This window comes from Tritonibacter sp. AK171 (genome assembly GCF_030127025.1).
GTDB lineage: Bacteria > Pseudomonadota > Alphaproteobacteria > Rhodobacterales > Rhodobacteraceae > Epibacterium > Epibacterium mobile.
This window is the reverse complement of record NZ_CP126134.1, coordinates 2,382,631-2,402,962: the sequence shown is the minus strand read 5'-3', so window position 1 is coordinate 2,402,962 and position 20,332 is coordinate 2,382,631. Positions and strand designations below refer to the sequence as shown.

The following is a 20,332-nucleotide window of genomic DNA, read 5'->3' as shown; positions in this document are numbered from 1 at the left end:
TACCTGCCAAGGAATTGATCTTAACACATCAAATGGACTGAGCGCCCTCAAGCGCGCCGCTCAACACTTCGATTCCGCACGGCGTAACGCCGTTAGGCTGAACTGCTTGGAAGCCATCTATGAATGTTGATTGTCACTAAGAATTGACCCATGTGAACACATTGCCCCGACGGTTTTGGTTGGTGAGATTTGGAGTGATCGACATGGGATTTTTGAGTGTTACCAGACGCTGGGCATTGCGTGACAAAATGCCGATACGCGAGATCTCCCGGCGGACGGGCTTGTCTCGCAACACCATCAAGAATTATCTGCGGGAAGGCGCGGCGGAGCCGAAGTTCAAGACGCCGAAACGTCCAAGCAAGCTGCGGATCGGTTGTCTGCTTGGCTTCTAGTCCAAACCCGGAAGCTACGCAATGAGTGGCGCACAATCAAGCAAATGCATGCTGATCTGGTGAAGCTGGGATATGACGGCCCCTATGAACGCGTCGAGGCTTTCGCTCGGGCTCGGCGTGACGATCGGCACCGCGCTGAGTAGACAACTGGACGCGGCACCTACGTGCCTTTGGTGTACGAGCCCGGCGTAGCTTTCCAGTTCGATTGGAGTGAAGACTGGGCCAATATTTGCGGTGAGCGGGTCAAGCTTCAGGTCGCGCATATCAAACTGTCACACAGTCGGGCGTTCTTGGTGCGGGCTTATCCGCTGCAAACGCATGAGATGCTGTTCGACGCTCATTGGCATGCCCCACGGGCAATCGCTCTGTTTGACATGTGTTGCGAAGAACGGGGTTACGGAAGAAAACTCTACAGCCGTGAACCGACAGTGGCAGGGGATAAGAACTGTTCCGAATTTGCAAGCTCAGCCGCTGCTCAGAAGTTTTTTCTGATTTCAGGAGGGCCGACGAAGGGCAGGCACGGCTTGGATAAGCTCCGGTGCGGCTTTCATTGGTCAATGCCAACACCTAATTAATTGATAATAATAGAAATAGGTGTGATGGCGGAGACGAAGGGATTCGAACCCTCGAGACGGTTTCCCGCCTACTCCCTTAGCAGGGGAGCGCCTTCGACCACTCGGCCACGTCTCCGCTGATCCGTATATGTGGCAGTGCGCAGAGAGACAAGGCGTTTTTTGAAATTTCTGCGACGGTTGTTAAATCAACGGCTTGGTATGGGGCGGTGTACGTTGGCTTGCTTTGGAATGGGCGCGAGGCGAGATGCGAAACTCAGCGATCCAGAGGCACCAAGACGGAACTGCTCCAGGCCGATACACCCGTCTGACCAGTGTTGCGATGTGCCATGCGTTCCAGATTAACAACGGTCGACAGCATGAGGCGATCGTGACTCCAATCTCCGGGGCGCTGGATCAAAAACGCGGTCGCAATTACGGCGCAGGCAATGGCCGCAGACACGCCGCCCCAGACCAGGCTTTGGTGTTCGTGGCGGCGCTGTTCGGTTACGGCAATAATCCTGCGCGCGAGAATGGGCGTGTGATGGATTTCCCGACGCTCCAGCAGGGCAACAGAGGGGCTGCGGGAACTGAGAAACACCGGAGACTTGCGGGCGCGTTCGGTCGCGCGGATCAGGCATTCGCAATAGCTCCGCAAGTCAAAGCGCCCTCTGCTGCTGAGCGCCTGATCGCAGGCGTATTCCCGCACCGCCCGCATATCGCGGCGCCACAGGTAATAGGCGGGGTTCCAGAACAGAAGCGGTCGCAGGCATTCCATCAAAAAGGCAGTCTCAACATCACGCTGGCGAAAATGTTGCAGCTCATGCGCAAGTGTAAGGCGCAAATCGCGTGAATCATTCAAAAGCGAGGTCGGCAGAACGACATAGCGACGAAACAGGCCGCGGGTGGAGTATGCAACCGCTGTATCGTCACTGAGAAGAAGGTCCACGCGACCGATGCGCTTCCACCGATACGCTGATGCAAGTGCGTGGCGCAGGCGCAGGATTGCGGTGCAAAGCAGAAGCACTGAGATCGTGGTGCCGACGAGGATGAATGCGCTTACGAGCTGGCTCCACAGTGCTGTGCCAGTGCTGAGATCACGGACCAAATCCTCACGCATCCCGATCATGGACTCAAACTGTACTGCGGACATGCTGACATTGCCTTGCAGGTACTGCGCGACAAGTACATCGGAGAGAGTGGGGGGATTACCAATGCCGCTGGCGTTGAGCGCCAGAACCAAAATCGGTGTCGCGGCCAGCAGCACAGTCATCCCATTCAGCAAATGCAGTTGCGGTCCATAGGACGTCGCAAGGGACGTTCGTCGCATCAGGTAACGTGCGGCGAGCCAGAGCAGCGCGCCTGCGCAAACCAGAAGGTTCAGATCGATATAAGCGTTCAGAAGCGCATCAGCTTTCATTGTCCCCCAGCCTTTCGTTCAGCAAGGCCCGCATTTCTTCGAGCATGGCATCGGTGATGTCCTCGTCATCGACCAACCGCGCCACGAGGGCGGCGGGTGCACCGTTGAAGAGCTTGCTCGACAAGTTCTTGAGCGACGTTTTCTGATACTCGGTCTTGGGAATTGCAGGACGGTAGACGAGGGAACGATCAACCCGTTCGCTGGTCAAAAAGCCCTTTTGCTCCATGATCTTGAGCACCGTAGCGACAGAAGTATAGGCGCGCTCTTGTACTGTGTTCAGTTCGGCAAGGATGTCACGCACGGAGCCTTGTTCCAGCTCCCAGACCACGGTCATGAATTCGAGTTCGACCTCGGTCAGAAGGGAGTGGTGCTGTTTCTTGCGCATATGTCCAAGCTTTGCTGTTCGGGCCGCGACCGGGGAGAAGCCACGGTGATCTGTTTGCGATCAAGGGCGAGGGTAGGGGATTTCCGGGAATTCGAAAACTATTTTTTTAGAAGATGCGTGAGGCGTGCCCTCAGGGTTGTTAAATTGTGCGCTTCCGCGCGCCGATTTCTCGCTGGGAGAGAGGCGATGGCCTTGTTGCAGCGGACGCAACTGGCGCAGACCTTTGATTTGGCTTGCTGAGATAGCCCTGAGGGGCAGGTTTGCCCTCAGGACCGTTTTTGAGTTTGTTCTTTTGTGGCGCGTCAAGGGCAAGCCGTCCGGTGGGCGGGGCCTGCGGCCCCCTTGACCCACTGGTGGTCTACACCTTCCAGAAGCAGAAGATCCCCCATGCGATTGCGAGGCCCAGAGGGGTCCAGAGCGGCATGCCGACCAGCCCCAGCCACGCGAGAAAGATGTAGGACGTGCCCAGGAGGCTGATGAACAACCGGTCGCCACGTGTGGTTGTGAGGCCGAGGATACCCTTGCGGGCGTCTCCACCGGGGGCGCGGATTTCCAGCAGGATCAGCACGCCGATGGCGGAGAAGATCCCAATGAATACAAGGGCGGTGGGCCAGGTCCAGGCCATCCAGCTCAGCATATCAAACCCTCCCCATCGCGAAGCCCTTCGCGATGTAGTTGCGGACGAAATAGATCACGATTGCGCCCGGAATAATGGTCAGTGTACCCGCTGCCGCCAGCAGGCCCAGCTCGTAGCCTGCGGAGGATGCGGTCTTGGTCATGGTGGCGGCGATGGGTTTTGCCGCAACTGCCGTCAGGGTCTTGGCCAAGAGCAGCTCGACCCAAGAGAACATGAAGCAGAAGAAGGCCGCGACGCCGACGCCGGCCTTGATGGCAGGCAGGAAGATCGACACGAAGAAGCGCGGGAAGGAGTAGCCGTCCACATAGGCCGTCTCGTCCAGTTCTTTTGGCACGCCGCCCATGAAGCCCTCAAGGATCCAAACCGCCAGCGGAATATTGAACAAGCAATGCGCCAGCGCCACCGCGAGATGGGTGTCAAAGAGACCCACGGCTGAATAGAGCTGGAAGAAGGGCAGGGCGAAGACCGCTGCAGGCGCCATCCGGTTGGTGAGCAGCCAGAAAAACAGCTGCTTGTCGCCCAGAAAGCGGTAGCGCGAGAAGGCATAGGCCGCAGGCAGCGCCACTGCCACAGAGATTACCGTGTTCACCGACACATAGAGGATCGAGTTGATATAGCCCCAGTACCAAGTCGGATCGGTGAAGATGACTTGGTAGTTTTCCAGCGTGAAGGTTTGCGGAAACAGCGAAAAGCCGGAGAGGATTTCATTGGTTGTCTTGAAGCTCATCGCCACCAGCCAGTAGATCGGCAGCATGAGGAACAAGATATAGACGATGGGGACGATAGATCGTTTCTGCATATCAGGTCCCTCCCTTAGTTCTGATCGTCTTTGGTCATCAGCGTGTAGAACAGCCAGCTGACCAGAAGCGTGATTGCAAAGTAGATGAGCGACATCGCGGCGGCGGGGCCGAGGTCGAACTGCCCGAGCGCGATCTTCACGAGATCGATCGACAAGAGCGTGGTGGAGTTGCCGGGGCCACCGCCGGTAAGCACAAACGGCTCGGTGTAGATGTTGAAACTGTCCATGAACCGCAACAGGATGGCGATGGTGAGGACGGTCTTCATCTTCGGCAGCTGGATGTACCGGAACACCGACCAGTTGGACGCGCCGTCGATCTTGGCCGCCTGATAATAGGCATCAGGGATCGATACGAGACCGGCGTAGGACAGGAGCACCACCAGCGAGGTCCAGTGCCAGACGTCCATGGTGATAATAGTCACCCAAGCCGCAATCGGGTCCTGCGTCATATCATAGTTGATGCCCAGCGTGTGGTTCAGGAAATAGCCCAGAAGGCCGATGTCGGGCAGGGTGAAGATGTTCCACATCGCGCCGACCACGTTCCATGGGATCAGCATCGGCAGCGCCATCAGGACGAGGCACACGGGCACCCAGAACCCTTTGCGCGGCATCGAAAGGGCGATGGCGATACCGAGCGGCACTTCGATGATGAGGATCAGGAAGGTGAACAGGAACTGCCGACCAAGGGCGGCGTGGAAGCGGTCCGAGCGCAGGATCTGTTCGAACCAATCAAGGCCTTGCCAGAAGAAGACGTTGTCGCCAAAGGTCTCCTGCACGGAGTAGTTGACGACGGTCATCATCGGGATCAGGGCATTGAAGGCCACCAGCAGCAGGACCGGCAGCACAAAGAACCATGCTTTTTGGTTTTCGGTTTTCATTTGCTGTTACTCCGGGTCAGTGGCGAGCCAGCCGTCGACATAAAGCCGGGTCTGGTCTTGGCGGAAGGCGAGGTGGGTGCTGTCGCCCTTTTGCGGCGCGGCGCCTTCCTCGATCACGGCGTTCACCTTGTGGCCGAGGCAGTCGCATTCGACGACCGTATGGCGGCCCACATCGGAAACCTTGGTGACCGTGGCGGGCAGGCCGGTATCAGAGAGCGAGACAAACTCCGGGCGGATGCCGATTTCGGACTGGCCGGCGGGCGTGCCGCGCACGGGACCTTCCAAGGCGACGGGCTGGCCTTCGATTCTGGCGCTGCCGTCGTAGGAGCAGGGGATGATGTTCATGCCCGGCGAGCCGATGAAGTGGCCGACGAAAGTATGCGCCGGGCGTTCGAACAGCTCGACCGGCGTGCCGATCTGCACCACTTCGCCCAGCTGCATCACCACCACCTGATCGGCAAAGGTCAGCGCCTCGGTCTGGTCATGGGTGACGTAGATCATCGTCGCCTTGACGCGCTGGTGCAGTTCCTTGAGCTTGGAGCGCAGCTTCCACTTCAGATGCGGGTCGATCACGGTGAGCGGTTCGTCGAACATCACCACATTGACGTCCTCGCGCACGAGGCCACGCCCCATCGAGATCTTCTGCTTGTTGTCGGGGCTGAGGCCGGCGGCCTTTTGGCCCAGCATCTCGGTGACCTCGAGCATCTCGGCGATCGCCATGACGCGCTGTTCGACGGTGGCCTCGTCGCGGCCGCGATTGCGCAGCGGGAAGGCGAGGTTGTCGTAGACGGTCATGGTGTCGTAGATCACCGGGAACTGGAACACCTGCGCGATATTGCGCTGGTCCGGGGGCAGTTTGGTCACGTCCTTGCCATCAAACAGGATCTGGCCCTCGGAGGGCACCAGCAGGCCGGAAATGATGTTCAAGAGGGTGGATTTGCCACAACCGGAGGGGCCGAGTAGCGCATAGGCACCGCCGTCGTTCCAGTCGAGGTCGATCTCCTTCAGCGCGTAGTCGCTGTCGGATTTGGGATTGGACAGGTAGCTGTGCCGCAGTTTGGACAGGGTAATCTTAGCCATCTTTTCGCCTCACGCCACGCGGGAGCCGTCGGGGGCAAAGACATAGGCCGCCCGAGGATCCATATAGAAATCATGCAGTTCACCGACCTCGTAGGGGTGCACGCCATGGCTGAGCGACACCCAGGAGGTTTCCTGCCCGGAGGCGGCAAGGTCGAAATGCGCGGAGCTCTCAGAACCCGAAAGCTCGGTCACTTGGACGCGGCCGTTGAGCTTGACCAGACCGGCGGCCTCGGCCACCGGCACCACGTGGTGCGGGCGAATGGCGATGGTGTAGGTGCCATCCTGCAGGCTTGCGGCAGCACCGTCGAGGGTCCAACGAACGTCATCGCCGAGGCGTGCTTCAAAGCCTTGCTTGGTGATCGTGGCGGTGTTGATCGGCGGGTCTGAGAAGACCCGCGCGGCCTCTACGTTTTCGGGATTGCGGTAGATCTCGGCGGTGGGGCCGAATTGGCTGACGCGCCCATCCCGCATCAGGGCGGTCTTGCCACCCAAGAGCAGCGCCTCTTCGGGTTCGGAGGTTGCATAGACCACCACGGCACCACGACCTGCAAAGAGTTCGGGCAGCTGGTCGCGCAGCTCCTCGCGAAGTTTATAGTCGAGGTTCGCCAGCGGTTCATCCAGGAACACCGCGCGGCTTTCCTTGGCGATGGCGCGGGCCAGCGCGGTGCGCTGCTGCTGGCCACCAGAAAGCTCATGCGGGCGGCGGTGCAGCATCGGGGTCAGTTGCAGGATTTTCGCGGCTTCCTGCACGCGGTCGTCCAGTTCCGACTTGGCCATGCCCGCGACCTTCAGCGGTGAAGCGATGTTGTCGTAGACCGTCATATGCGGATAGTTGATGAAAAACTGATGCACGAGGCTGATATTGCGCTTTTGCGTGCTGAGGCGGGTCACATCCTGCCCGTCCATCAGGACCGTGCCGGAGGCAATCGGGTCAAGCCCGGCCATCATCTTGATAAGAGAGGTCTTTCCTGACCCGGTGGCGCCCAGAAGGACGTTAAAGTGACCGGGTTCTAACGTCAGCGACGTCTCCTTTATATGGAGATCACCGCCCACGCGCTTGGTCACGGATCTGAGTTCGAGTGCCATGGTGGTTTGGAACTTTCCGGTCCTGCGCCCGCGTTGATGCGTGCCCGGGACAATCGTGGTGTCGAGGGAAAAACTCCGGCTAACAAGCCGCACAGAGGCAGATCAATCAGCCGGGGCAGGTGGGGCCGGGCCCAGACCCGCAAGAGGTCAGGCCCGGCACGTCAGGGGAAGCCCCCCGGGGAGATCAGGTTGAGATCAGTTCTCGGCCCAGCGAGCGACCAACTCGTCATAGTTGACGGTCTGGCCTTGGGGCTTTTCGTTCTCCAGCTTCGGCTTGGCGCCGCCATTGGCGTACCACCATTCCGCATCCTTCTCCTCGTTGAGGCGTGGGCCACAGCCGCCGTAGACATTCGCCTGCTCGTCGGCACGCTGCATCCGACCCATGGTGATGTCCATTTCCTGCGCCAGACGATCCATCGCTTCTTGCGGGGTAAAGGCACCGGAGTTCACGTCCCCAATTTGCTGCCACCAGATCTGGGCCAGCTTGGGGTAGTCGGGCACGTTTACGCCGGTCGGTGACCAAGCAGTCCGGTCGGGCGAGCGGTAGAATTCCACCAGACCACCCAGTTTCGGCGCGCGTTCGGTGAAGCTCTCGTGGCGCACAGAGCTGTCGCGGATGAAGGTCAGACCGACGTGAGATTTCTTCACGTCCACGGTCTTGGAGACGACAAACTGCGCATAGAGCCATGCAGCCTGCGCACGATCAAGCGGCGTGGAGTTGAGGAAGGTCCAGGAGCCCACGTCCTGATAGCCGACTTTTTGGCCTTCTTCCCAGTAGGGGCCATGCGGGCTGGGGGCCATGCGCCACAGCGGGGTGCCGCTGTCGTCTACAGTGTTGTTGCCTTCGGATTTCGGCTTCACCATGTCGGCAGTAAAGGCGCTGTACCAGAAGATTTGCTGTGCCACATTGCCTTGTGCCAGTGCGGGCAGGGACTGGTAGAAGTCATATGACGCCGCACCTGGAGGCGCGTATTTGCGCAGCCATTCGTCCCATTTGCGGATCGCGTAGACCGCCGCCGGGCCGTTTGCCGCACCACCGCGGGTGACGCTTGCGCCCACCGGGTTACAGGTGCCTTCTTCCATCCGGATGCCCCATTCGTCGATTGGAACGCCGTTTGGTTTACCTTTGGAGCCCGCACCCGCCATGGAGAGCCACGCATCCGTCATCCGCCAGCCAAGGTCCGGCGCGCGTTTGCCGTAATCCATATGGCCGTAAATGGCGGTGCCGTCGATTTCTTTGACATCCTCAGAGAAAAACTCGGCAATGTCCTCATAGGCGGACCAGTTGACCGGGACGCCCAGCTCGTAGCCGTATTTCTCCTTGAAGGCTGCTTTCAAATCTTCGCGGTCAAACCAGTCTTTGCGGAACCAGTAGAGATTCACGAACTGCTGGCTTGGCAGCTGGTAGAGATCGCCATCCGGGCCGGTGGTGAACTGCGTGCCCATAAAGTCATCAAGGTCGAGACCGGGGTTGGTCACATCCTTGAAGTCACCTTCCATCATGTCGCTTAGGTTGTAGGCGAGTTGTAGGCGCGAGTGGGTGCCGATCAGGTCGGAGTCATTGACGTAGGCGTCATAGAGGTTCCGCTTGGTCTGCATCTGGGTCTGAACGGCCTGTACAACCTCTCCCTCGCCCAGAATTTGGTGGTTCACCTTGATGCCGGTGATTTCCTCAAACGCCTTGGTCAGCACCTCGGATTCGTAGCTGTGCGTTGGGATACCCTCGGACAGAACATTGATCTCCATGCCCTTGTAAGGTTCGGCGGCGTTGATGAACCACTGCATCTCTGCAAGTTGTTCGTCTTTGGTCAGAGCCGAGGGTTGAAACTCCTCGTCGATCCATTTTTGGGCTGCTGCCTCATCGGCATACGAACCCGTTGCCGCAATCACAGCCCCGGCTGCAACTGCGGTCAAAAGATACTTCCGCATCTTTTCCTCCCTAAAGTCTGCAAGGTCGGATGTTTGCCCATCCAACTGGCCTAAAGGATTTCACCGAGCCAGCGATGATGTCAAACTAATTATTTAGTAATCGTGCATCTATCAGAAAATAAAAGATTATGTATCTGCTCCGATGCTGCTTACCTTGGGTCCAGAAACCCACATTGCGCCTAAATCTGGTGTTGACCCACCACGGCAGCGAGCGGTTTTACGCCGAACGTTTGGGGATACCGGAGGGCAGTGATTCCGGCTAAGAGATGCCTCATGACAGCAGATAGCACCTTTGAGATCTTTCTCGTGGCCCCACCGGGGCTGGAACATATCCTTTGCGATGAGGCCCGTCGTGTGGGCTTTGCCGCTGCGCGACAGGTCGCGGGCGGTGTCAGCTTTGATGGCACATGGGAGGATGTGCGGCGTGCGAACCTCTATCTTCGTGGCGCCACCCGTGTGCTGGCGCGGATTGGCTCGTTTAGAGCGTTTCACCTCGCGCAACTTGATAAGCGCGCGCGCAAATTCCCATGGGGTGAGGTGTTGCGCAAAGACGTGCCGGTGAAAGTCGAGGTTGTCACCAACAAAAAATCTAAGATCTATCATGCCGGTGCGGCGACGCAGCGGATCGAGACTGCAATTTCCGAGGAACTCGGCGCGCCGGTTGCAGCGGATGCACCTGTGACGCTCAAGGTGCGGATCGATGACAATACTTGTATCTTCAGCGTCGATACCTCAGGCGAAGGGCTGCATAAACGCGGTCACAAAGTTGCAGTCGGCAAAGCGCCGATGCGCGAAACGCTGGCGGCGCTGCTGCTGCGTGCCTGTGACTATGACGGGCTAGAGCCTGTGGTAGACCCAATGTGTGGCTCTGGTACCTTTGTGATCGAGGCGGCAGAGATCGCTGCGGGGCTTGCCGCAGGGCGCAGTCGAGAGTTCGCGTTTGAACAGCTCGCCAATCATGACGCCCTAGCCTGGAACGACGAACGGCAGGCGCTGCCAACTGCGAAAACCCCGAATCTGCGGTTCTTCGGCTCTGATCGCAACACCGGGGCAGTAGAAATGGCCGGGCAGAATGCCGCGCGGGCTGGGGTTGGGGACTTGTGCCGCTTTACCCATGCGGCTGTCAGCGACCTGCAGCGCCCAGACGGACCTCCGGGCCTTGTGATGGTCAACCCACCGTATGGGGCGCGGATCGGCAATAAGAAGCAGCTATTTGCGGTCTACGGTGCCTTGGGCGAGGTGCTGAAATCCCGCTTTTCAGGCTGGCGCGTCGGTATCGTCACCAGCGATACGGCACTGGCGCGGGCAACGGGGCTGCCGTTCCTGCCGCTTGGCGCGCCAATCGCGCATGGTGGTCTAAAGGTTCGGTTGTTCCGAACTGATCCCTTGGCCTGAGGTCCAATGTGCAAACCTCTGGCGCATAGTCCGTTGCGTCAGTCTTTTGAACACCGGTTGCCAAAGCCTGCGCAACCGCCTCAAACTCGCATCAATACATCGTCGTAATTCGAGGTGAGATGCTATGCAGCAGGCCAATGACTTTCAGGAGGAGAGCCGGATTCTGGCGCGCTGTCTTGAAGCGGCTCCTGACACGATCTTTGCTGCGACCACACAGTTCAAGGATTGGACCGTCGAGGATATTCTGGGGCATTTGCATTTCTTTAATGCCGCGGCTGAGGCAGCGCTGGCTGGTCCAAAAGCCTTTGATCGTATGATGGCACCAGCGATGGCCGAACTTGCCGCTGGTGGCAGTATCTTGGCGTTGCAGTTTCCCTGGCTTGCCGGGCTTTCTGGGAGAGAACTGTTTGTTGCGTGGCGTGACGGCGCAACACGTCTTGCAGGCGCCTACAGCACCGCAGATCCAAAAAAGCGTGTGAAGTGGGTCGGACCTGAGATGAGTGCGCTAAGCGCAATCACCGCCCGGCAAATGGAAACATGGGCGCATGGGCAGGCGATTTTCGACCTCTTGGGCCAGGAACGCCCCGAAAGCGACCGTATCCGCAACATCGTGCATCTCGGTGTCGTGACGTATGGCTGGAGCTTTCGCGTGTGGGGGCAGACGGTGCCAGAGCCTGCTCCCTATGTGGAACTGATCGCCCCATCTGGCGAAGTCTGGACATGGAACACGCCGCAGGACAGCAATCACGTCACTGGAACTGCGGTAGAGTTTGCACAGATCGTCACTCAGACACGCAATTGGAAAGACACAAGTGTTGCCGCATCTTCTGAGGTGGCGCAGCGCTGGATGCAGCAGGCGCAGTGTTTTGCGGGGCCTCCCAACAAGCCGCCGGAGCCGGGAACGCGTTTTCGCCGTCTACTTTGAGTGGCGCTATTTGGGGGACTGCGCCGCGTCAGGTTTCAGTCTTGTAGTAGGCGTAGGCGCTGGCCAGTCCTTTGATCGTCATCTGCGCCTCGTCGACCTCGGTAAATGGGACATACTGGCTGGAGAGCGCTGCCTTATAGGGTGCGGCCAGCGCCGAAGGGGCGATCAGGGCAAGGTTCTGCCCCAGCCAATAGGCGCGGGCTGCCGCCAGTTCAGCCCCAAGCGCTGCTCCCCATGTTTGCGACAGTACCGCCGCATCGTTCAGTTCACCCGCGGCCCACAGCGATCGGCTTTCCGCAAGGCGCAATCCCAGGGTTTCGGGTTTGGAAATTACATCCTGCAGTGGAGAGATCAGAGCGTCCGAGTCGATTGATGCCGAAGCAGCAACCGGTGATAGCGCTTCGACCAAGGGGGCTGTGGTAAAGGAGAGCACGCTTACCACTTCATTTGCGCTTATCAGGGCCCAAACCGTTGTTGCAAACCCCGGCAAACATAGCACACCATCCCAGTCCTTGTTGACCTGCAAGAACCCCCGGATTTTTGACACGGCGGCACACAGCCGGGTGTGTGGCTGAGCCTGCGTTAAGGCCCCAAGGCGCAAGGTGTCGCCATCCGCGTGAAGGTTCAGGTCCGCGGGTGCGGCAGGTAGCGGCAAGGCCGGGGTGACTGCGTGCGCATGTGTCACCAACGGGTGTCCCAATGCGACCTTGCGGGCTTCATCAAGTCCGGCAACGACTTCTGCAGGGCCGTCGGGCGCGGTTCTCACCATTCGCCAGATGCGGGCGGGGCGGTGGCTGTCATCGAAGGCGAACCAAGTATCGGAAGGCTGTGACATGTTGTGGCCCCATTCAGTGTTTGGATCGTTTGCGCCACTGATGCCTTGAATTTAAGCAAAACTCAATCACCCGGCTGCGCCCCCACTCTGGATAGGGGCGCTATACTTTTGGTTTGGCGAATTAAGCGGATGCTATGATGAGAATTTTATACATCTCTACAATACTGGACAAGGTCAGGGTGCGCAGAGAAGCCGCGTTCTAGGCAAGGTTGTGTTGCAGAGTTTGCTGGTTGAAACGTTGCCTTCCGGGCAACAGTCAGGATCTTTTGTGTCGCATCCTGTCGGCTGACTATGTAAAATTTTGAAATCTGTTAACGCATGCAGACATTTGAAGTATGCGTATCTGCGAGGTCTTCGGAATGCTCAGCGACGGGATGGTGGCGACAGGATATCATGTGTGTCCGAACCCTTCTACCCACGCGTGTTCCAATAGATCTGCGCAGCGTGCGGGAGGCGTGTTGTGAAGGATGTTTTTGCCCCGAACGGTGGGGTATTTGTCAATCGGTTGGTAGAGTATGTGTCCGGTAAGGGCCATGACTTTTCAAGTCTGATCAACAATAAAATTACCATCCCCGGCCAACTCAGTGACAGCAATCAGGTGCTTCCTGTATACGAGCACTCTTTGGTGTTTGGTCTGGCGGAACGGGTCTGTAATGATGCGTCGATCGGCTACTCGCTGGCGCATCAATGTACATTGCGTGACGCAGGTCTTGTTGGATACGCGATAAGCGCCTCCGAGACGTTGGGAGAAGCGCTGCAAACGTTAACCCGACTTAGCAGCATCTTTGATGTCGTACCGACATCGGTCGAAAACGGGCAGGTGGATCTGCGTTGGGATTATGGGTCACAAGGTAAGCTGGATCTGCGACACTGGAGCGAGTTTATTGCGGCACTGCTGGTGCGCAGTCTTAAAACGCTCAGCACAGGAACCGCCACTCCGGTCGCCGTCGAATTCACCCATGCGCCGCAGGCGGCCTCTGAACCCGCAGTTTTGGCGTTTGGGCTAAGGCCGGGATACCGTGGTCGGGTGAACCGTCTGACATTTCGAGAGCAAGATCTGGCGCAACCTCTACGCAGCGCTGATGCGGGGCTGTTACGTCTCTTGCTTGAACATGCCGAATTGCTGCGTCGCCGCCCGGATCGAAACAGCAATGATCTGTCGATTACGGTCGAACGTCTCATTATGGATGGCATGTCGGATGGAGAGGCGAGCCTCGCGCAGGTGGCTGACTTGCTCGACATGAGTCAGCGGACTCTCTCGCGTAAATTGGCGGGCGAAGGCACCAGTTTCTTTGCAATACTGGAAGGGGTAAGAAAATCGCTTGCGCTGCGTTACCTGCACCAGAATGAGAAATCTCTGTCAGAGATTTCCTTCGCACTGGGCTACTCCAGCCTGAGCAGCTTTAACGATGCCTTTCGCCGTTGGTATGACCAGAGCCCCGGCAGCTATCGTAGTGAAGCACTGCGTGAGAGCGTCGTGAGATCTTAGGATCAACGAGGTTCGATCAAGATCCGATATTCCCATCTAAGAATGTGATTCCCGTCCAGTCCCGGCATGCGCTGGGCTGGACCGTATACAATAGGAGTGTTAACAGCGGAATGTTTCGCAAATGAGCGGTTCAAAACCCGGATGGGTAGCGATAGTAACCATTTGGTCAGATTTACATCGATTTTTCTATAAATACGGTATTTTGAGAAGGAAGTTAGGACACGGGAGAATGTGTCCGACGTACTGCACTGGATCGAACCGACCGTCATTAGGGGACTTTGGCCGTTTCGATTGCACGGATCTCCGGGGGATTGGAGAAGCTGTGTTGCCTCGCAAGAGGCCTGAGTGGTGCGTGGTTTTTTGGGGGTAACAATGAAAATACTCAATCACGGGGCGATGACTGGTTCTGCAGTTCGCGACTTCCCAGAGTTGACGCTGGCCGCTGCGTTTCGCGAGGCCGGAACCGACTACGGGCATGGCAGTTATGCGGCCTATGGAAAGCGGGTGCTGGATATTGTCCTAGTGCTGTTTGCGCTGCCTATTGCACTGCCGTTGGTGCTGTTTTGTGTTCTGGCTCTGTGGTTTGAGAGCGGATCACCTTTTTATCGCCAGAAGCGATTGGGCAAGGATGGGCGCGTGTTTCAGATGTTGAAACTGCGCACGATGGTCCCCAACGCCGATGAGCTATTGGAGTGGCATCTCGCTCAAGACCCGAAGCTGCGTCAGGAGTGGGAGCGGGATCAGAAGCTCAAGGATGACCCAAGAATCACGCGCTTTGGCCGGATGATGCGGACCACATCGCTTGATGAGTTGCCTCAGCTTTGGAATGTGCTGATTGGTGATATGAGCATTGTTGGCGCACGTCCGATGATGGTGGATCAACTGTCGATTTACGGTAAGGCGGATGCATACTTCATGCTGCGCCCGGGGATCACCGGGCCGTGGCAAGTGGGGGATCGCAATGAAACCAGCTTTGCCGAGCGCGCCAAAATTGACGAGGCCTACTGCCGAAATCTCTCTTTCCGCGAGGATTTGAACATCTTGTTCAGAACTGTTGGGGTCATATTGCGCAGCACCGGATACTAAGCGCGGATTTAAAGTCGCACGCCATTGCGTGCGGGTATGTGCCGATGGATCGCAGAGTTTTGATAGGTGTGACGTGAAAGACTACGTAGATCATAATGGCGAAAACATAGCGTCCATTCTATGCTTGGAAGAAGGTGGTGAGACACTGATGACGGACCATGGGTTCAGGAAATTTCGGCGACGCCGCAAGCGTGATGAAGCGCCTGCGAAAGATGCCGTGCATCCTAACCCATCTGATGAAGCGCCAAGCTCTGATGTCGTAGACCAGCCCGAGCCTGCCAAACCTGTGCGCCCGTCACGCCCCGTACGTCCTGCACAGTCTGTGCGCCCACAGCAATCTGAGCGCCCGTCGCGGCCTGAGCGTGCGCCCCAAGCGGTGCAGCCCCGTCACGCGGGCACAAAGCCATTGAACGGTGCACCGGTTGCAACGGAGACCGAGCAGTCGCAACCAGCGCGTGGTGAAATGCGACACGCGCCCAGCGTTGAGACACCTGCGATTGAGGACATAGCAGCGCCGCAGTCACAGAACTCTGTGGCCCTGCCCGCCGCGCTCCCTGATCCGTGGCATGTGATGAGACAGGTTGAAGTCACCGGCCTGAATGAACGCCGCAGCCGTCTGCCATTGGTCGATTTTTTCCGCAGCTCACCCACTGCGCGGGCTTTTGATTTGCTGCGCACCCGGATGTTGCATAGCCTGCGTGCCCATGGCTGGAAGCGTGTGGCGATCTGTGGTCCGACACCGGGGTGTGGGGCGAGCTTTACCGCCGCCAATCTCGCACTGAGCCTTGCTCGGGTACCGAACAGCCGTACGGTTCTGATGGATATGAACCTGCGCAACCCCGGCATCGCCCGCGCATTGGGGCTGGAACGCTCTGCGCTTTATAACGGCGATATGCTTGGATTCTTACGGGGCGAAACCCGTCTGGAAGAGCATCTGGTGGCGGCTTCCGACCGGCTGGCATTGGGCCTGAGTTCCTCGACGTTTCACAACGCGGCCGAAGTTCTGCACGAAACCCGCTGTGCTGCGATCATTGATGATGTGGTTGCGCGCACCCGCGCAGATGTTGCGCTTTTTGACCTGCCGCCGGTGTTGCACAATGATGATGTGGCAGCTTTTTTACCACAAGTTGACGGGGTGCTGTTGGTGTCTGACGGCAGTCAAACAACCGCACGTCACTTGAAAGCCTGCGAGAAAATGCTTGCAGGACACACACAGCTTCTCGGGGTGGTGCTGAACCGCGCCCGCAGCGAGGATGAATTCTCCGGCGGTGCCTGAACCGGCAGCGCAGGAGAGGAAAACGGAATTCACCATGGCTTCGATTTATTCAGTTGCAGATTTTATCGATATGCTGCGCCGCCGCATGTGGTTGATCCTTGTGGTGACGTTTCTGGGCTGCGTGGCCTCCGTGTGGATGGCGCTGCAGCAGCAACCGGTCTATTCGAGCACGGAAGTGATTCAGATCACCCGTCCCAAGATCGCGGGCGAATTGGCGCGGTCCACCGCCGACGGATCATCAGCGCGGCGCATCCAGTTGATTGAGCAGCGTTTGATGGCGCGCGGCACTATTCTTGAGATCGTGGATCAACTCAACCTATTTGCAGATCGTCCGGGTTTGCTCGATTCTGAAATTGTCCCAATGATGCGGACTTCGGTGTCGTTGATGGGGACCGCAGCCGTGCGAGAAGGGTCTTCGGATGATGGGGCGATTTCGGTGCTGACGATCACCGCCAATATGCCCACGCGGGAGCAGGCTCAGGCAGTCGCGCGGGAATTCTCCAAGCGTACGATTGCCTTGAGCCAGAGCACGCGGCTGGATCAAGCGCGCGAGACGTTGCTGTTCTTTGACCAAAAAGAAAAGGCTTTGGTGCGCGACATCTCGGCTCTTGAGGAAGAAATTGCCAATTTCCGCTACCAGAATGAGGTGACTCTGCCCGGCGCCATCGAGATGCGCGGGACTGAGATCGCCGCCATCAATGAGAGCTTGCTCGAACTTGCGCGGCAAGAAATCGAATTGCGCAAGGGTGCAGAAGAGGCCGAGGCGACCCAGCGCGAAGCCTATGCACGCCGCGTTCGTGAGGAGTTTGAAAGCCAGTTAGAGACGCTTACGGCGCAACGTCAATTGTTGCTGGACCGACGCGCGGAGTTGGAAGCCTCGCTTGAGTTGACGCCCGAGGTCGATCGCCAATTGGCAAGCTATGAGCGGCGGCATCAACAGATGCAGTCTGAACTTGAGGTGATCACGGCGCGTCGTGCAGAAGCGGAAGTCGGCTTTCGCCTTGAGACTGCAAGTCAGGGTGAACGCCTTACGGTGATTGAGCCTGCCCCTCTGCCAGATTACGCCATGGGGGGCGGTCGCAAGGCTCTGGCAATCAAGGGCGGGCTTGCGAGCTTTGTACTAGGGGTACTTGCGGCCTTTGCGCTGGATTTACGTCATCCTGTTTTGCGGACCAGCGGACAAATGAAACGTGAAACGGGCTTGTCGCCTGTGGTCACAATTCCGGTTCTGACCCCGCGCAAAAAGGGGCTGTTTGGGCGCCTGTTTGGGGGCGGAGCGCGTCCGACAACTGGCGAAATGCACGGTTAAAGTCCCGGCCCTGATTACCTGAGGCAGAAAACAGGGTGGGCGCGGTCCATCATTTAGCGTCTTACATCTTGCCGATCACATAAGCCCTAAACTACTGCTGATTTTGGGCCAGTGATACCACAGTGCACCGCCGCATAAGAGCGCACTTGCCGCCAGGAAAATCAGATCATGTCTTGGGTCTTCGGCGCGGTAAGGTCGCGTCTGCCGCATGAGTGTCGGATAAGATAGAAAAACTGCAAGCCCCATGGCGGCGATGCCTCCAACCAGTCCAAAGTTCGCCACCCCGGCCAGAAACAGCGCCGTTTGCACAAATGCGCGAGTCGCAGTGTAGAAAAAGAACCCTTTGGTGTTGCCCGCCGCCAATGAGGCGCGATCATAGGTTAACACAATGATTGAGGGGGCCAGACTGCTTGCCAGCAGGACAATGACCGGCCCGGCAGAGGCGTAGCGGTGATCATAGAGCAGGTCCACGAGCCATGGGCCGATCCATGCCATGAGCCATAGGATCGACAAGATCCCTCCGGTGAGCGCGTAGCGCAATTGACGTTGCTTGCGCCTGTTTTCGTCGCTGTGTAGGGCAGGTTTGTCGCGATAAACTGGTATCATCAGGCGCTGGTTGACGTCTTGCCCCAGTTGCACTGGGAAATTCGCCAGAAAAAACGCGATGTTGTAGATCCCCATCGCTTCGAGCGAGAGATATTTGCCAAGGATCGCCCGATCGCCCTGCGTGGTCAAAAAGAAACATGCGGTGGAGAGAAAAATCCATTTGCCCATGCCGATCAATTCATGGGTGGCTGCTGGCTCCCAACGCAGGGCGTTGCGCCGCCCCGGCAAGGCCCAATGGGCAAGCGCCAGTTTGGCAGCTTCTTGCAGCACGCTGCCAATGGCAAGCGCGATGACGGATTGAGTCCAGATAGCGAGAGTGACCATGCTGACGATCCCGCAAACCTGCGCCATCAGGTTGATTGCGGTGACGCGCCCAACCAGTAGATGACGATAGGCGGTCTCCACCCGCGTCGGCTGAAGCCCCTGAATGACCAGACTGAACCCGGCAAGAGGCAGGCAGTAAGCCAATTCGGGGGCATCATAAAATGTGGCGGCGGGCAGAGCGAGCGCACAGGTCAAAAGCCACAACAAGCCGCCTCGGATGATTTGAACAGTCCAGGCAGAGTCGAGAAAGTCCGGTTCATCTCCTCGCGGATTTTGCGCAATGGCATTGGAGATGCCCATATCCGAGAACAGCGACAGGCCGATGATAATGACTGTGACCAATGCCATCAGCCCGAAGGCTTCGGGAAAAAGGATGCGGGTCAGCAGCAGGTTTGACCCTAGCCGCAAGATTTGCCCGGTGCCAAACCCGAGGATAATCCAAGAGGTAGAGCGGACGACGCGCGCCATGAGGCTCTGATCGTTGATCGCAAGTTTCATTGAAGTCCAGATCGCGCCGTTTCAGATCAGCCGCAGGCTATGGCCGCACTGCAGCAAGGTCAATCACAGCACGGGCTCAAGCGTGCCGATGGTGACCTTTTGGACCAAATTCCTCTCCATTAGAGAGTAGATGCGCTGTGGTTGATACTGGGCAAAACTCTGTGATCCCGCTAGGTTGCAAGCCGGACCGCAGGAAGGGATGAACCGGCGTGAAGATTGCATATGTGCTGAATACTTATCCGCAACCCTCGCAGAGTTTCATCCGCCGCGAAATCCAAGCATTGGAACGGCGCGGTGTTGATGTGCTGCGGCTGCCGATGCGCCCCTCAGAGCAGCGGCTTGTTGATCCCGGTGATCAGACCGAGTCAGAGCGCTGTCACTATGTTTTGGCGGAAGGAGCGGCGCGTCTCGTGTTGGCGTTTTTGGTTTGCGTTGTCCGCGCGCCGCATCGCGGTTGGCGTGCTTTCCGGCTGGCGATGCGGTTGGGTGGCGCAAATGCAGCGCGTCTGCGACATCTGATCTACCTGATGGAAGCCGCCTATGTGGCGCGCGTCACCCGGCGCGAAAACTGTGAGCATATCCACGCGCATTTTGGCACCAATGCGGCTACGGTTTCCTTATTGGCAGAGGCTTTGGGCGCTCCGGGATATAGTTTTACGACCCACGGACCAGAAGAATTTGATGCCCCACATACATTGTCGTTGGGGCAGAAGGTGGATCGCTCCCGATTTGTCGTTGCGATATCGAGTTTTGGCCGCAGTCAGCTGAGCCGCTGGGCGTCTTTTGGGTCCTGGGCACGGATCAAGGTTGTGCATTGCGGCATTGAGCCTGCGCGCTTTGCAGAGCCACGACCGGTGCCGGAAGGGCCTCTGCGTCTGGTGGCTATAGGGCGCTTTGTTGAGCAAAAGGGACTGATGGTTCTGATCCACGCGCTTGCAGATGCGGTCAGGGATGTACCGGATATTCATGTCTCTTTGGTTGGGGATGGCGAGATGCGTGCGGGTCTTGAGGCGGCAATCGCAGCGCATGGGTTGAGTGAGAATGTCACGCTGACCGGCTGGCTGTCAGAGGCGGGCGTTCGTGATGAACTGGCGAATGCGCATGCTCTGGTGATCCCTTCGTTTGCGGAAGGGTTACCGATGGTGGTCATGGAGGCCATGGCCTCGGGCCGTCCGGTATTGGCGACATATATCGCGGGCACGCCGGAGCTGGTGGTTCCAGAAGAGACAGGCTGGATGGTGCCTGCAGGTGATGTGCAGGCGCTGGCAGATCTCATGGTGCGGGTCGCCGCGGTGCCGCAGGCACGGCTGACCCAGATGGGTCAACAGGCACGTGAGAGGGTGCTGGAACGCCACGACATAGATCAGGAGGCCGAAAAGCTCGCAGGCCATTTTGCCGAAGCAATCGCTGCAGGCGAGCGCTGAAGGGGTGC

At 58.1% G+C, this 20,332-nt stretch carries 17 protein-coding genes, 1 tRNA gene and 1 pseudogene; 8 read left to right on the top strand and 11 right to left on the bottom strand.

Annotated elements, in window-relative coordinates:
- Positions 1-203: 203 nt before the first annotated feature.
- Positions 204-754: pseudogene (locus QNI81_RS11195) on the top strand (IS21 family transposase); the annotation flags it as partial.
- Between the two features lie 238 nt (positions 755-992).
- Here the strand turns inward: QNI81_RS11195 and QNI81_RS11190 are convergent.
- From QNI81_RS11190 to QNI81_RS11150, 9 genes are all read right to left on the bottom strand, one after another.
- Positions 993-1,082: transfer RNA gene (locus QNI81_RS11190), tRNA-Ser, on the bottom strand.
- Positions 1,083-1,220: 138 nt separating this feature from the next.
- The gene (locus QNI81_RS11185; RefSeq protein WP_283966545.1) at positions 1,221-2,363 is read right to left on the bottom strand and encodes a M56 family metallopeptidase; all 1,143 of its coding nucleotides are present in this window, start codon (positions 2,361-2,363) and stop codon (positions 1,221-1,223) included.
- Positions 2,353-2,748: a BlaI/MecI/CopY family transcriptional regulator gene (locus tag QNI81_RS11180; protein WP_283966544.1), complete on the bottom strand. Its 396-nt coding sequence runs from the start codon at positions 2,746-2,748 to the stop codon at positions 2,353-2,355. The genes QNI81_RS11185 and QNI81_RS11180 overlap by 11 nt, the downstream gene beginning before the upstream one ends.
- Positions 2,749-3,106: 358 nt before the next feature.
- Complete coding sequence (locus QNI81_RS11175; protein ID WP_165809800.1) at positions 3,107-3,385, bottom strand: DUF2160 domain-containing protein; 279 nt, start codon at positions 3,383-3,385, stop codon at positions 3,107-3,109.
- Between the two features lies 1 nt (position 3,386).
- Positions 3,387-4,184, bottom strand: a complete 798-nt coding sequence (locus QNI81_RS11170; RefSeq protein WP_009178005.1) for a carbohydrate ABC transporter permease — start codon at positions 4,182-4,184, stop codon at positions 3,387-3,389.
- A 14-nt stretch (positions 4,185-4,198) separates the two neighbouring features.
- Positions 4,199-5,062: a carbohydrate ABC transporter permease gene (locus QNI81_RS11165; RefSeq protein ID WP_005619837.1), complete on the bottom strand. Its 864-nt coding sequence runs from the start codon at positions 5,060-5,062 to the stop codon at positions 4,199-4,201.
- A 6-nt stretch (positions 5,063-5,068) separates the two neighbouring features.
- Entirely contained in the window at positions 5,069-6,142 is a 1,074-nt protein-coding gene (locus QNI81_RS11160; protein ID WP_283966543.1) for an ABC transporter ATP-binding protein, read from the bottom strand.
- Between the two features lie 9 nt (positions 6,143-6,151).
- The gene (locus QNI81_RS11155) at positions 6,152-7,228 is read right to left on the bottom strand and encodes an ABC transporter ATP-binding protein (protein WP_283966542.1); all 1,077 of its coding nucleotides are present in this window, start codon (positions 7,226-7,228) and stop codon (positions 6,152-6,154) included.
- Between the two features lie 195 nt (positions 7,229-7,423).
- Entirely contained in the window at positions 7,424-9,157 is a 1,734-nt protein-coding gene (locus QNI81_RS11150) for an ABC transporter substrate-binding protein (protein WP_065320988.1), read from the bottom strand.
- Between the two features lie 273 nt (positions 9,158-9,430).
- On the opposite strand from QNI81_RS11150, the gene QNI81_RS11145 reads away from it, so the two are divergent.
- The gene (locus tag QNI81_RS11145) at positions 9,431-10,552 is read left to right on the top strand and encodes a THUMP domain-containing class I SAM-dependent RNA methyltransferase (RefSeq protein ID WP_283966541.1); all 1,122 of its coding nucleotides are present in this window, start codon (positions 9,431-9,433) and stop codon (positions 10,550-10,552) included.
- Positions 10,553-10,676: 124 nt separating this feature from the next.
- Positions 10,677-11,477, top strand: a complete 801-nt coding sequence (locus QNI81_RS11140; RefSeq protein ID WP_283966540.1) for a TIGR03084 family metal-binding protein — start codon at positions 10,677-10,679, stop codon at positions 11,475-11,477.
- Between the two features lie 28 nt (positions 11,478-11,505).
- Here the strand turns inward: QNI81_RS11140 and QNI81_RS11135 are convergent, their stop codons facing one another.
- The gene (locus tag QNI81_RS11135) at positions 11,506-12,312 is read right to left on the bottom strand and encodes a 2-dehydro-3-deoxygalactonokinase (RefSeq protein ID WP_283966539.1); all 807 of its coding nucleotides are present in this window, start codon (positions 12,310-12,312) and stop codon (positions 11,506-11,508) included.
- A gap of 460 nt (positions 12,313-12,772) precedes the next feature.
- Between QNI81_RS11135 and QNI81_RS11130 the strand changes: the two genes are divergently transcribed.
- The 4 genes from QNI81_RS11130 (at position 12,773) to QNI81_RS11115 (ending at position 17,472) form a co-directional block, all read left to right on the top strand.
- Positions 12,773-13,801 carry an AraC family transcriptional regulator gene (locus QNI81_RS11130; RefSeq protein WP_283966538.1) on the top strand — a complete coding sequence of 343 codons (1,029 nt, stop codon included), beginning with the start codon at positions 12,773-12,775 and terminating at the stop codon, positions 13,799-13,801.
- Positions 13,802-14,173: 372 nt separating this feature from the next.
- Positions 14,174-14,887 (top strand): sugar transferase, encoded by a 714-nt coding sequence (locus tag QNI81_RS11125; RefSeq protein WP_283966537.1) that lies wholly within the window; start codon positions 14,174-14,176, stop codon positions 14,885-14,887.
- A 463-nt stretch (positions 14,888-15,350) separates the two neighbouring features.
- Positions 15,351-16,163, top strand: a complete 813-nt coding sequence (locus tag QNI81_RS11120; protein WP_283966536.1) for a CpsD/CapB family tyrosine-protein kinase — start codon at positions 15,351-15,353, stop codon at positions 16,161-16,163.
- 34 nt (positions 16,164-16,197) lie between these two features.
- Positions 16,198-17,472, top strand: coding sequence for a Wzz/FepE/Etk N-terminal domain-containing protein (locus tag QNI81_RS11115; RefSeq protein ID WP_039983117.1), 1,275 nt, complete (start codon positions 16,198-16,200; stop codon positions 17,470-17,472).
- Between the two features lie 75 nt (positions 17,473-17,547).
- Here the strand turns inward: QNI81_RS11115 and QNI81_RS11110 are convergent, their stop codons facing one another.
- Positions 17,548-18,900, bottom strand: a complete 1,353-nt coding sequence (locus tag QNI81_RS11110) for an oligosaccharide flippase family protein (RefSeq protein ID WP_126137573.1) — start codon at positions 18,898-18,900, stop codon at positions 17,548-17,550.
- A gap of 209 nt (positions 18,901-19,109) precedes the next feature.
- Here QNI81_RS11110 and QNI81_RS11105 point away from each other — a divergent pair, with 209 nt between their 5' ends.
- Positions 19,110-20,324 (top strand): glycosyltransferase family 4 protein, encoded by a 1,215-nt coding sequence (locus QNI81_RS11105; protein ID WP_283966535.1) that lies wholly within the window; start codon positions 19,110-19,112, stop codon positions 20,322-20,324.
- Positions 20,325-20,332: the final 8 nt, after the last annotated feature.

Coding starts and splice junctions, on each gene's coding strand:
- QNI81_RS11110 (WP_126137573.1), bottom strand. CDS start 18,900: ATGAAACTTGCGATCAACGATCAGAGCCTCATGGCGCGCGTCGTCCGC.
- QNI81_RS11140 (WP_283966540.1), top strand. CDS start 10,677: ATGCAGCAGGCCAATGACTTTCAGGAGGAGAGCCGGATTCTGGCGCGC.
- QNI81_RS11160 (WP_283966543.1), bottom strand. CDS start 6,142: ATGGCTAAGATTACCCTGTCCAAACTGCGGCACAGCTACCTGTCCAAT.
- QNI81_RS11170 (WP_009178005.1), bottom strand. CDS start 4,184: ATGCAGAAACGATCTATCGTCCCCATCGTCTATATCTTGTTCCTCATG.
- QNI81_RS11165 (WP_005619837.1), bottom strand. CDS start 5,062: ATGAAAACCGAAAACCAAAAAGCATGGTTCTTTGTGCTGCCGGTCCTG.
- QNI81_RS11180 (WP_283966544.1), bottom strand. CDS start 2,748: ATGCGCAAGAAACAGCACCACTCCCTTCTGACCGAGGTCGAACTCGAA.
- QNI81_RS11150 (WP_065320988.1), bottom strand. CDS start 9,157: ATGCGGAAGTATCTTTTGACCGCAGTTGCAGCCGGGGCTGTGATTGCG.
- QNI81_RS11185 (WP_283966545.1), bottom strand. CDS start 2,363: ATGAAAGCTGATGCGCTTCTGAACGCTTATATCGATCTGAACCTTCTG.
- QNI81_RS11135 (WP_283966539.1), bottom strand. CDS start 12,312: ATGTCACAGCCTTCCGATACTTGGTTCGCCTTCGATGACAGCCACCGC.
- QNI81_RS11115 (WP_039983117.1), top strand. CDS start 16,198: ATGGCTTCGATTTATTCAGTTGCAGATTTTATCGATATGCTGCGCCGC.
- QNI81_RS11125 (WP_283966537.1), top strand. CDS start 14,174: ATGAAAATACTCAATCACGGGGCGATGACTGGTTCTGCAGTTCGCGAC.
- QNI81_RS11175 (WP_165809800.1), bottom strand. CDS start 3,385: ATGCTGAGCTGGATGGCCTGGACCTGGCCCACCGCCCTTGTATTCATT.
- QNI81_RS11155 (WP_283966542.1), bottom strand. CDS start 7,228: ATGGCACTCGAACTCAGATCCGTGACCAAGCGCGTGGGCGGTGATCTC.
- QNI81_RS11145 (WP_283966541.1), top strand. CDS start 9,431: ATGACAGCAGATAGCACCTTTGAGATCTTTCTCGTGGCCCCACCGGGG.
- QNI81_RS11120 (WP_283966536.1), top strand. CDS start 15,351: ATGCGACACGCGCCCAGCGTTGAGACACCTGCGATTGAGGACATAGCA.